8 protein-coding genes are annotated in these 12176 nt (G+C 34.2%); 4 read left to right on the top strand and 4 right to left on the bottom strand.

Annotated elements, in window-relative coordinates; translation table 11 throughout:
• Positions 1-43: 43 nt before the first annotated feature.
• Both EKM05_RS02130 and EKM05_RS02135 read right to left on the bottom strand, forming a co-directional pair.
• On the bottom strand, positions 44-1408 hold the full coding sequence (locus tag EKM05_RS02130) for a PAS domain-containing sensor histidine kinase (RefSeq protein ID WP_370275720.1): 1365 nt from the start codon (positions 1406-1408) through the stop codon (positions 44-46).
• Positions 1380-2729: a sigma-54 dependent transcriptional regulator gene (locus EKM05_RS02135; protein WP_126553211.1), complete on the bottom strand. Its 1350-nt coding sequence runs from the start codon at positions 2727-2729 to the stop codon at positions 1380-1382. Before EKM05_RS02135 ends, EKM05_RS02130 begins: the two co-directional genes overlap by 29 nt.
• Before the next feature lie 140 nt (positions 2730-2869).
• Here EKM05_RS02135 and EKM05_RS02140 point away from each other — a divergent pair, with 140 nt between their 5' ends.
• The 4 genes from EKM05_RS02140 to EKM05_RS02155 are packed head-to-tail and all read left to right on the top strand — an operon-like array spanning position 2870 to position 8605.
• A complete protein-coding gene (locus tag EKM05_RS02140) occupies positions 2870-4108 on the top strand; it encodes an efflux RND transporter periplasmic adaptor subunit (RefSeq protein WP_126553213.1) in 1239 nt (412 codons plus the stop codon).
• 50 nt (positions 4109-4158) lie between these two features.
• Positions 4159-4863 carry an ABC transporter ATP-binding protein gene (locus EKM05_RS02145; protein ID WP_126459762.1) on the top strand — a complete coding sequence of 235 codons (705 nt, stop codon included), beginning with the start codon at positions 4159-4161 and terminating at the stop codon, positions 4861-4863.
• 12 nt (positions 4864-4875) lie between these two features.
• Positions 4876-7305, top strand: a complete 2430-nt coding sequence (locus tag EKM05_RS02150) for an ABC transporter permease (RefSeq protein ID WP_126553215.1) — start codon at positions 4876-4878, stop codon at positions 7303-7305.
• Positions 7298-8605 carry a TolC family protein gene (locus EKM05_RS02155; protein ID WP_126553217.1) on the top strand — a complete coding sequence of 436 codons (1308 nt, stop codon included), beginning with the start codon at positions 7298-7300 and terminating at the stop codon, positions 8603-8605. The genes EKM05_RS02150 and EKM05_RS02155 overlap by 8 nt, the downstream gene beginning before the upstream one ends.
• Positions 8606-8765: 160 nt before the next feature.
• Here EKM05_RS02155 and EKM05_RS02160 read toward each other — a convergent pair whose 3' ends face one another.
• A complete protein-coding gene (locus EKM05_RS02160) occupies positions 8766-11024 on the bottom strand; it encodes an acyl-CoA dehydrogenase (protein ID WP_126553219.1) in 2259 nt (752 codons plus the stop codon).
• 212 nt (positions 11025-11236) lie between these two features.
• A complete protein-coding gene (locus EKM05_RS02165; RefSeq protein ID WP_126451587.1) occupies positions 11237-12169 on the bottom strand; it encodes a transglutaminase in 933 nt (310 codons plus the stop codon).
• Positions 12170-12176: the final 7 nt, after the last annotated feature.

Here is a 12176-nt window from a genome sequence, read left to right on the forward strand (position 1 = left end):
TAACTAATTTTTCTCTCCTTCAGGATTAATCCAAAACTAAAATTTAATTATCAACCAGACAAATTACAAAAGCTGTTTCTTTACCTTCATTTTGATATGCCAAATACCCTCCGTGCGCTTCGACTATACTTTTAGATAAAGTCAAACCTATTCCGGCTCCTTCGTTACGAGTGGTAAAAAAAGGTAAGAATATTTTGCTTTCTATTTCTTTTTCAATGCCTTTTCCGTTATCGGTAATCTTAATAAAAATTCTTTTTTCTTTAACTTCTGCCGAAATAATAATCCGCTTTTTTTCTGTATCTGCCAGGGCGTAAATACAATTCGTCAAAAGATTAATCAATACATGTTCCATTTGTTGCATGTCAACATTTAGCCTGTGGTCGAAAGCAATCGTGTTTATGACTTCTATTTGTTCTTTTTTGAAAATTGGATCCATAATTTGGAAACTGTTTTCAACCATTTTCAACAATTCTGTTTTTTCTTTTTTGGGAGAAGGCAGCATGGCCAGTTTGCGGTAACTTTCAACAAATTGCTGTAGATGGTCGCTCCGCCTTAACATCGTGGCAACACTACTTTTCATATCGTCCAAGTCTTCCGTTGAAATGGTTTCCTGCTGAACTAAATCCTGTAGATTCTGAGAAAGTGACCGAATGGGAGTAATCGAATTCAACAATTCATGAGAAATAACTTTCATCAGATTGACCCAAGCCTCTTTTTCTTTTTTCTCGATTACATTTTGAATCGAATCCAGCAAAACGATAAAATAATCCTGATTGTAAATTTCACTCCTCGAAGTCTGCAGTACAAATGTTTGTCTGTCTTGTTGATTCACACGGATCTCTAATGACGTTTTAATTTCCTGAAAATCTTGCTCCTCGATAACTTCACACAAAGAAGGCAACTGATTTTTTAGATATTTCCATTTGGAAACTTTTGGAACGTTAAAATGTTTGGAAAAATAATCATTCATCAAAAATATATTCCAATCGGTTTCCTGTTTTTGCAGGATAATAATTCCAGTTTCAATATTGTTCAAAATAGAACGGTAAATAATGTCTTTTGAAACTTCTTCGTTTTGTTTGTTTTTTAGATTTTCATACAATTTGAATACGTTGGAATAATTTTTATACGATTTATGCTTTGAAAAATCAGAGGTGAAATCATTTTGCAAAATAGAAGTAATCGTTCTGTCGAAAAGTAAAAAGGCTTGTTTTACATAAAAATACATTTCAACGAGCAGTATAAAAATGATAAGGACACCAAATACGGCCGTGAAAACCAATCCTTTTTGAAAAAGAAAGAAGGAAATTCCGGTAGTCAAAAGAATAAGTAGCAATCTTATAAAAAGGAGATGGTATATTTTCCAGGATGTAAACATATTAGTTGGTGCTGATGTTATATTTTTCAATTCTTCGGTATAAAGCACCTCTTGACAATCCCAATTCCTCCGCCGTTTTACTGATATTGTTGTTGTTTTTCAATAGCATCTTTTCGACGGCTGCTTTTTCGATAGCCGACAGCTGAATATCGTCTGGATTATCCTCGTAAGTTGTTATTTGTTCTAAATCTAAGTCGGAAACCGAAATATGATTGTTCTCGCAAAGAATCACGGCGCGTTCTATTCTGTTTTCCAATTCTCTGATGTTTCCGTTCCAAGCATGTTTTTCGATTTGTTCCAATGATTTTTCATCAAAAGCGATTTCATCTCGTCCGTACTTAGCCATCATTTTTTGCAAGAGATAGTGAGCCAAAGGGATCTTGTCTTCGTTGCGTTCTCGTAATGGAGGCAAAACAATTTCCATAGTGTTAATGCGATAATATAAATCCTCCCTAAAGTTTTTATCTGCTACTTCTTGCTTTAAATTCAAGTTGGTGGCGGTAATAATACGAACATTCAAAGGTCTTGATTTGGATTCGCCCAATCGGGTTACTGTTTTGGTTTGAATAACCTGAAGGAGTTTAGCCTGCAGATACAAAGGAACATTTCCTATTTCATCTAAAAATATAGTTCCATTTTCAGCCAATTCAAAACGTCCCGGAGTATCTGTTTTGGCATCGGTAAAAGCTCCTTTGGCGTAACCAAATAGTTCGCTTTCAAAAATATTGGCATTCAAGGAACCTAAATCAACGGGAATAAAAGCATTATTTTTTCTTTCGGACTGCAGATAGATGTGATGTGCCAAAACAAATTTACCGGTACCATTTTCTCCAAGGATTAAAACATTGGCATCTGTCATTGCTACTTTATCAGCCAGTAAATAAGCTTTTTTTATAGCCTCTGAATTACCAATAAAGAAATCGTCAGTAGTAGCAACATCGATTAGTTTCTTTTGTTCTTTGCGTGATTTACTAACAGCTTGTCTTACAAGATTAAGCAATTTTTCGTTGTCCCAAGGCTTTAAAATATAATCAAAAGCCCCTGATTTTAATCCTTCAACAGCCGTTTCTACTTTACCAAAAGCGGTCATTAAAATAACAATGGTTTTTGGCGAAAGCGTTTTTATTTCCTTTAACAGATACAAACCTTCTCTTCCGTCCTCGAAACCTATTCTGTAATTCATGTCGAGTAAAACCACATCGATGGTGCTTTTTGACAATAATTCAACCACATTTTTTGGATTAGTGAGTGTATAAATGTTCTCAAAATGTTTTTTAAGCAGCATCTTAGCCGCAAAAAGGATGTCTTCCTGATCGTCAATCACTAAAATGCTTGCGTTTGTCTTTTTCATTAACTGTTCATTTTTGGACAAAAAGTGTTCAATACTGAACACGTGAAATTTGTATTAAAAGTAAAATATTTAAAAATCAGGCGATTGCAAGGTTTAAAATTTTGGCACGAAATTGCTTTGTACACTTGAAAATAGCAACAATGGACACCATCCTTCCTCGTAAAAATAATAAAAATAAGTATCTATTCATCGCATTGCCGCTTTTTTTGGTTTTTGGCTTTTTGGTTTATTCTTCAGTGACTAAAAAAAGGAGCCTGAATGTCAAAAGAGCAGAAATTACTATTAAAACAGTCGAAAATAATTTCTTTGAAGATTTTATCGTGTTTCAGGCAAAAGTAACGCCATTGAATTCTATTTTGATTAATATTACCGAAGGTGGCGCTGTTCAGGAAATTTATGTTGAAAATGGGGCGATGGTAAAAAAAGGACAAGCTTTGGCCCGACTTTACAATCCCAACACCGAGTTGAATTATATGCAACAAGAAACTGCCATTATCGAACAAATCAATAATTTGAACAAATCAAAACTCGATTTAAGAAACCAGGAGTTGAATTTGGCCAAAGATTTAATTGCAATAGAGCACGATTATTTGGATTCTAAAAATTTATACGATTTAAATAAGAAATTATTTGAGCAAGAAATCCTTTCTAAAAATGAATGGGAAAAAACAGTAGAAAATTTACGTTTCCAGAAAGAAAGAATGAAAATCATTAAGGAAAGTGTTACCAAAGAGAAACGGGCGAATCAAATCCAAATTGGACAACTGAATCAATCTATCGCTTTCATGGATAAAAGTTTGGGGATTTTGAGAACAAACAAGCAGCATTTTTTAATCTCAGCCCCGCTTTCAGGAAGACTTTCTTCTTTTGAACCGATCCTGGGGAAAACATACATTCAGGGACTAAGTATTGGGACAATTGATGTAATGAAAGGCTATAAATTGCTTGCCGATGTGGATGAGTTTTATTTGAACAAAATCACTGATGGCCAAAAAGGAACAGTCGATTTTAATGGAAAACCAATCCGTGTTCAGATTACGAAAGTCATTCCCGAAATAAAAAGTGGACGATTTGTGGTCGAATTGAATTTCACTTCCTCAGAAAGTTTGAATTTACAACAGGGATTGAGTTTTGGGGTTAAATTAAATTTGTCAGAAAAAACAAAAACAGTAGTGCTTTCCAAAGGAAGTTTTTATGAAGAAACCAATGGGAAATGGATTTTTGTTGTCAACGGCAGCAAAGGAGAACGAAGAGCAATCAAACTTGGGAAAGAAAATCCATTATATTATGAAGTTCTTGGCGGATTGAAAGCTGGCGAAAAAGTAATCACGTCATCGTACAAAGATTATAAACGGGCGGAAATATTAAATTTAGAATAAGAAATAGTAGGAAACATAAAAATAGCATCAATCAAAAAACGAACAATAGTATGATTCAAATTAAAAATCTTTCAAGAGTATTTAGAACCGAGGAATTAGAAACGAAAGCATTAAGTGAAGTTTCTATAACCATAAATCAAGGTGATTTTGTGTCCATCATGGGGCCTTCGGGAAGTGGAAAATCCACTTTATTAAATATTGTAGGATTGCTCGACAGCGCTTCCAGTGGAAGTTATCAATTGTTAAATCAGGAAATGATTGGATTGAAAGAAAAAGGAAAATCGAAAGCCAGAAAAGAAAATATTGGTTTTATTTTTCAGAATTTCAATTTGATAGACGAATTATCGGTTTATGATAATATCGAATTGCCATTGATTTATAACAAAGTTCCTTCTTCAGACAGAAAGAAAAAAGTAGAAGCAATTGCCGATAAATTAGGGATTTCACACCGATTAAAACATTATCCACAACAGCTTTCCGGAGGACAACAACAACGTGTGGCCGTGGCAAGAGCTTTAATTAACGATCCGAAAATCATCCTTGCCGATGAACCTACAGGAAATCTAGATAGCAAAAATGGAAATGAAGTTATGGAATTGCTCACTGATCTACATTCCAACGGAGCAACGATCCTGATGGTTACACATTCTGAGTACGATGCGTCTTTTTCCCAAAAAACAATTTTGATGAAAGATGGAATGATACTTTCAGAAAAAACAAATAGTCGTAATGTTGATGTGTTAATCAACCAATAAATTCTATCAATCATGCTAAAAAATTGGACACGAATATTTTTATACCATCTCAAAAACGAGAAGTTGTTTGCTGCTTTGAATGTTTTCGGCTTAGCGATTGGAATTGCAGGATTGATTTTCGCATTGCTTTATTGGAATGACGAACAAAGTTATAACGCTTGGAATCCAGAAAAAGATAATGTATTTCAGGTATTGATTGAAATGCCTGATGGAACCGTATCTGCAAATCAACCTCCGATATTAAAATCTTTGTTAGAAAAAGATCCTGAAATTGAAACTATCTTATATATGAAAGGGGATTATGTAAATGACCGAATTTTCTATAACGGAAAGAGTGAAGAAATCAACAAAATCATCAATGTTCAAAGTAATTTCTTTTCGTTTTTTCCTTTTAAAATTATTAAAGGAGACGCTATTTCAGCATTGAAAGATGAAACGAGTATTGCCATTTCGGAAGATGTTGCGAAAAGAGTTTTTGGTAACGAAAACCCTATCGGTAAACAACTAAAAGTTTTTTACGGAATGTTTGTTGTTCGCGCAGTTTATCGTATTCCTGGAAATTCGTCCATTGTTCCAGAGATATTGATTGACAGGATAGGAAGGAATTTAGATTCAAATAATATCCAACGAGATATTTTTAATTTTAAAGTCTTTCTAAAACTAAAAGCCTATTCTAACGCAGAGGATATCAAAAAGAAGATTGAACAAATATATTATAATGAATTAACGCTAAACAATGCGAAAGAACAAGGAATTACACCTGATGATGTAATTAAAAGAGATGGCCGTATTAAAATTATTTTGGAACCGCTCTCAATCGCCAGATTGCACTCCGTTGTTGATGGCTATCCAGAGGGGAGAGGTAACTATCAGTTTCTACTTATAATGGTTGGTTTATCTGTTTTAATTCTCATTTTATCCATTTTCAATTATGTCAATATGGCTACGGCCAATGCCATAAAGCGAGCCAAAGAAGTGGGTGTGCGTAAAGTAGTTGGTGCATCAAGAGGCAATATTATTAGTCAATTCATTTTTGAAACAATCCTTATCAGTTCGTTTTCTATTTTATTGGCATTGGTAATTGTAGAGTTAGGGTTGCCTTATTACAATGAATTTTTGGAAAAAGAATTAATAATAAACGGCAATGAATTTTATTTGCAATTACTTGTAATTTTTATGATTACCATTTTGGTTGCAGGGATATTTCCAGCGGTTTATATTTCCAATTTTGAAACCTTAAAAGTATTGAAAGGGAATTTCGGAAGAAGTAAAAGTGGCGTTTGGTTGCGCAACGGTATGCTGGTTTTACAATTTTCTATTGCGACATTTTTTATTATTGGATCTCATATTGTCTATCAGCAAGTCAACTATTTAAGCAATAAAGATCTTGGATTTAAGGGAGATCAAGTAATGTCTATAACTTTTACTCCCCCTGCTTCAGACTATTATCAGGAAGCGCCTTTATTGCAAAATATATTCAATAGATATACTACTATTAAACGGGAATTATCTAAGATAAAAGGAGTTGAACAGGCTTCGACAGGTATTGTTAAGTTTGGTGATGGCGCAATGTCTTCAAACGTTGCATATAAAGAGGTAAATTTTCAAGGACAAAATATGGCTGTTGATTTTGGTATGCTTGACATGATGAAAATTAAAGTGATAAAGGGCAGAGGTCTTGACGAAAAATTTGCTAGCGACACAATTAATTCAGTTATCATAAATGAAACAGCTCTCAAAATGATAAAGGAGAAAAATCCGTTGGGAAAAGAAATTGAATTGCTTGGAAAAAAATTAAAAATAGTTGGAGTCGTAAAAGATTTCAATCTATTTAGTCCAGAAGACCAAGTTCCGCCAATGACAATTTTTCATGCTACTTCCTTCAATATGTCTTACTCAGCCATTCGTCGAGTGTATGTAAAACTAAAAGCTGATGATATGGAAAATAGCATAGCCGATATCGAGAAATTATGGACTTCTAAAGTCAATACTGAATACCCATTCAAATATGATTTTGTTGATAAGGAGTACGCCAGAACCTATGAAACCTATGTAAAACAAAAGAATCTTTTTTCATTGTTAAATATTGTGGTAATTGGTATTGCGCTTTTCGGGCTGTTTGCTTTGGCTTCTTATTCGATACAAAGTCGGATGAAAGAAATTGCTATCAGAAAAACTTTGGGTGCAGAAACCAATACTTTGCTTAAAGAATTATCAAAACAATATATTTTGTATTGCATCATTGGGTTTTTAATCGCTTTGTTTCCAGTGTATTATTTGTTGAACAAATGGCTCGAAAATTTCGCCTTTAGGATTGACATCACTGTATTTCCATTTATTTTTGGATTCCTCATACTATTAGTTTTAACATTGATAATTGTGCTTTTAAAAGCCTATCAAGCAACAAAAACAGATGTTTTGAAATATTTAAAATATGAATAGAAAAACAGTTATAACACTTTTATTTTTAATTTTTAGTGCTTTTGCCAGCGGTCAAGAAAATTCTTGGTCGCTTACAAAATGCATGGAAACGGGTTTGCAGAATACTATCGAAATAAAAATTAGGCAGCTAGAAATAAAAAGAACAGAGCGATCACAAAATTCGGTTTTAAATCGAATGTTGCCAACTATCAATTTAAATGGACAACAAGGGTACATTTTAGGTTCCACGATTGACCCAGCCACTAATGCAAGGGTAAGTTCTAATTTTCAAAGTGATAATTTTTATCTCAATTCCAGAACGAATCTGATTGATTTCGGCGCATTTGCGAATGCTCAAAAAGATAAAATCAATATCGAACAAGCCAAAGCCGAAAAAGAAGTTTTAGAAAACGAATATAAACTGCAGCTTTTGGAAAGCTATTATCAGGCACTTTATACTCAGGAATTATCTAAAATCCAAAATGAACAACTGAAACAAGCTGCTTTTAATTTGGACAGAGTAACTAAAGAAGTAGCAATTGGTAGCAAACCTCAAAGCGATTTGTATGATATGCAATTGAGCTTTTCGGAGGAAGAAAACCGAAATTTGGAAACCGAACAATTGTATACTATTAAAAAAATGCAATTGTTCCAACTCATGAATGTTAGCGATACGAGCCTTTATGATGCAATTGTATTGGTGTCTTATTTTAACGAAAGAGCCACCGAAGATTTTGATCAACAAATATTTAATCCTAAAATAAAGCTTGCGGAACTCCAATACGAAAACAGTTTGAAATCAATTACCGTAGAACGCGCGCTCAATTTACCGGTGTTATCAGCCTATTATGGGTTTTCCTCTTTTTATTATAAAACTTTAAACCAGGGAAACACAATCGCGGACCCTTTTTTTACGCAACTACAAGCTAATAAAAGTCATCAGATTGCGATGCTATTGACAATTCCGGTTTTCAACGGATTTAGGAATACTAAAAAAATTAGTGCTTCAAAACTAGGTAGTGAAAAATCAAAGTTGGTTATAGAACAGACAAAACAACGGTTGCACAATCAAATAGAATTAGAAAATCAAAACAAAAGAAATTATACGGAGTTTCAAGATAAATTGAACCAAAAACAGTCTTATGCGAAGGCGTCTCTGGCCACTACCCAAGCCAAATTTGAAAGCGGAAAAGTGGAAGCTATTTTATATTCATTCGTAAAAAATCAATTTATTTCTGCAGAATATGAAGTGCTAAAAAACAACCTTCAGCTGCAATATGTAGACCTGAAGATTAATTTGTTAAAAAATAATAGTCTGTAAATTATAGGATGCAATTTAAAGCCCATTTAAATTGCAATGCTAACTTATTTAAATCCGGTAAAAAACGGTTTGTAAGTTCAGTATGAACCACAAAAAAACTCCATTAGAAATAATGGAGTTTTTTAAGTTTAAAGAAAATTACTTTTAAGAGTTTGAATCCTTAGAATGCAATTGGTGCTGCAAGGCAACTATCCGGAATGTCAAATGCTTTTACTAATGAGACAGCATCCGGCCTTATTTCCCAGCAAAGCTGATTGATCATCTTGCGTATGGCTTTTGTTTTTATCCCCTCCATGTAGCCATCTTCAAGATACCAGCCTTTATTTTTCTCCATTTGTGAAAGCGCATACAACTGGCATAATTTTGTCACTATTTCCTTGTTTTTCTGATCTTCAATAGCTTGTACGGCTTTTTGAAACTGCTCCAGAACAATTCGATCCAGATATGCCTGAGCCACATCAATCATTTGGTGCTGCACCACATTAAAGGCATCATAAGGTTCAAGTCCGCCATCAATCAGTTTTTTTAATCGTTTTGCTGCCGATGCCAATATTGTTTTTTCCCTATATTGAAAGGCATCCAGATGAAAGGCATCCTCTAATAAATGATCCTCATCTGTTTTTCGGGTTATAATAGGATTTTTTTTAGCAATAGCAGTTTTAGCAGTCTCAAAAACGTAATTTATTATACCCATAGCATCCATTTCTCCAAATGTCTTGCGGAATTCCGACAACCTGTTTTTAGCAACTAATTGCATTAATACCGTATTATCCCCTTCAAAGGTTGTGTAGATTTCGGTATCATTTTTCAAGGCATCGATCCTGTTTTCTGATAGGTATCCTTTGCCACCGCAGGCTTCACGGCATTCCTGCAAAATAGCAGTAGTACTCCAGGTTGAATACGCTTTCATTCCGGCAGCCAAGGCTTCAATTTCTGGCATTTCAGTTTCTGTTCGTTCTAGGTATCTATTTGTCACGTATTGCAACGCAAAATGAATGGCATACGTTTTTGCCAGCAAAGGCAGTAGCCTGCGTTGGTGTATTCTGTAATTTAAGATTGGAACTTCTGAACCGCCTTCGGGTCCAAATTGCCTGCGTGAGTCGCTATACTGTATTGCTATTGTTAATCCGGATTTGGCTGCCGCCAAAGCAGATCTCGGAATCCCAATTCGGCCGCCAACTAAAGTGCCTAACATCGTAAAAAAACGGCGATTGTCACTTGGAATTGGACTTTCAAATTTTCCTTCATCATTTACCGAAGCAAATCGATCCAACATGTTTTCTTTTGGAATAACGACATTTTCAAAACGAATGGTACCGTTATCAACGCCATTAAGTCCCATTTTATGTCCGCAATCACTAATAGTAATGCCTTTCAGGATTGTACTATTAGTATCCCGTATTGGAACAATAAAGGCATTTACGCCGTAATCCATTTCATCAATAATCAATTTAGCAAATACCGTAGCCATTTGACCGTGTACTGCCGCATTGCCAATGTATTCTTTCTGCGCCTTTTCATGTGGTGTATGAATGATAAACGTTTGGTTGTCGTGGTTATAAGTAGCAGTTGTTTCTAATCCTTTTACATTTGAACCGTGATTGGTTTCGGTCATGGCAAAACAGCCGGGCAACTTTAGCGAACCAATATCTTTTAAGTATTTGCTGTAATGTTTTTCGGTACCTAGTGATTGTATGCTCATTCCCCAAAGCCCGAATTGCACTCCAAATTTAATAACCAGACTTAAATCATGGTAGCTTAATGTTTCCATTATAGCAAAATAATCGGCACTATTTTCACCGCCGCCGTATTTTTTAGGATACGCCATATTTCCCAGATTTTCTTTTGCAAGAATTGTGCACCAATCGTATACTTTTTCACGATAAACCGCTATATCAGTCGAAGTTTCATAGGCAAAATCTGGTCGACTGATGACCGTTTTTACTTTTTTAATAATAGCAGCCTGTTTGCCATCCAGAATCTGAGTTAGTTTTTCTATGTCGAATGTGTTGCTCGTATGATAATTTGAAGTAACGGTTTTTGCCGTTTTTTTTAAATTTGAAACGGCTTCTTCACCTAAAATTCCCAAATCGTTTTCCAGTTTCATAAAATCAGTCGCAAGATCTTTGATAACAGAATTTTTTTCTGCAAGTACCATTGAAACATCAAATATAGATTTCAGCAAAGGATTCTGATCAATAGCAGTATCTATTTCAAATTTCCACTCCGCAAGTTCTATTCTTGAAGGAGGTGCTGAAACCGTTACTTTTGAAAGTAGATATTCCTGCTCTTTTCTGGAAATCCATTGTTGTGAGCGTATGAACTCTTGCAAAGTAACAAACTCTTTTTGAGTTAAAAGATCGTCTGACCAAGCAAGGTAAAATAAAGGAATAAAGGCTTTGAGTTTTGAATTTTCCATAGCACACTTTAATTAAAATAATATTTTCAGTTGGGTTAAGATAGAAAAAATTAATGAATAAAATGACGTAACAACGGGATACTTCTGTATTTAGAGCGGAAAATAACTCTCAAAAAGTATCAAAAAAATTAGAAAATACTGCAATTGGTTTTTCTTTAAGATTCATTAATTTTTATCAAATGAGAAGTATTAGTACTAAAAAAAGCTTTTAATTAATTCAAGGTCAAAGCTCCTAAAATTTCTTCTGATAAAAAAGGACCTCCGGGATATCTGGCCGTATAATCTAAATTCATCCAGATTTGGCCGCGTTCATCAACATGATAAAAGAGTTTTTTTTCTTTGCTTTCATTTACAAAAAGGATATTTTTAATTAGAAAATTTACTTTTTCTAAATCAGTAACTGAACCAATCAAAATTTCCGGATAAATATGCCCTTTGGTATGAATCAATCGCGGTGTACCGCCAATAGCTTTGATGCTGGCTGCCATTAATATCGAATGGTCATCGCAATCACCCGAAAAATAAAGTAAGGACTCCGTGGCTGTTGCTATATAATCCCCGCCTTTTGGATCGCTGACGTAGTTCCACCGATTGTTAATTTCTTTGAAAACTGCAAAACACTGGATAATAGTCCTGTAATCCGAATACCCTTTTATATCTTTAAAATGTTTTGACGTTGCCATAATTGCAAAATTTCTAATTTTAGGATTTTGATATTCTATCGCATTAATAATCTTAGATTTACTAGGGAAAGGAAGTAGCTTAGCAATGATAATATCTTGCGGATATGGATTGTCTGACATGGTATACATGATAGAATTGTAATCTTCAAAAACGCTGTTAAACCCATAATTTCCTATAGTAGAACCATAAATTAAAATTAAAAAATAAAGGATAATACAAAAAAGAATAATCGTTCTCATGAACCGCAAGAGCACTTGAATAACGACTATCATTACTATAAACAGAACGACTCTATCAATATTAAGAGGCCAATTTGGGTTGATTAAATTCTGATGTAAGATGATAAAAACCGGAATGGCAATCAATATGTTCAGGACAAAAATAATAACGTCGTCCCAAGGTTTTGCAACCTGAAATTTTTGTTTAATTCCTTGAAAATTGATTTTTTTTATTTTTATCATGGTAGCA

The sequence above is a fragment of the Flavobacterium sp. GSP27 genome (genome assembly GCF_003970395.1).
Taxonomy (GTDB): Bacteria; Bacteroidota; Bacteroidia; order Flavobacteriales; family Flavobacteriaceae; genus Flavobacterium.

Bases quoted from the DNA above. Each gene is read 5' to 3' on its own strand.
- EKM05_RS02165 (WP_126451587.1), bottom strand. From the start codon at position 12,169: ATGATAAAAATAAAAAAAATCAATTTTCAAGGAATTAAACAAAAATTT.
- EKM05_RS02160 (WP_126553219.1), bottom strand. From the start codon at position 11,024: ATGGAAAATTCAAAACTCAAAGCCTTTATTCCTTTATTTTACCTTGCT.
- EKM05_RS02135 (WP_126553211.1), bottom strand. From the start codon at position 2,729: ATGAAAAAGACAAACGCAAGCATTTTAGTGATTGACGATCAGGAAGAC.
- EKM05_RS02150 (WP_126553215.1), top strand. From the start codon at position 4,876: ATGCTAAAAAATTGGACACGAATATTTTTATACCATCTCAAAAACGAG.
- EKM05_RS02155 (WP_126553217.1), top strand. From the start codon at position 7,298: ATGAATAGAAAAACAGTTATAACACTTTTATTTTTAATTTTTAGTGCT.
- EKM05_RS02140 (WP_126553213.1), top strand. From the start codon at position 2,870: ATGGACACCATCCTTCCTCGTAAAAATAATAAAAATAAGTATCTATTC.
- EKM05_RS02145 (WP_126459762.1), top strand. From the start codon at position 4,159: ATGATTCAAATTAAAAATCTTTCAAGAGTATTTAGAACCGAGGAATTA.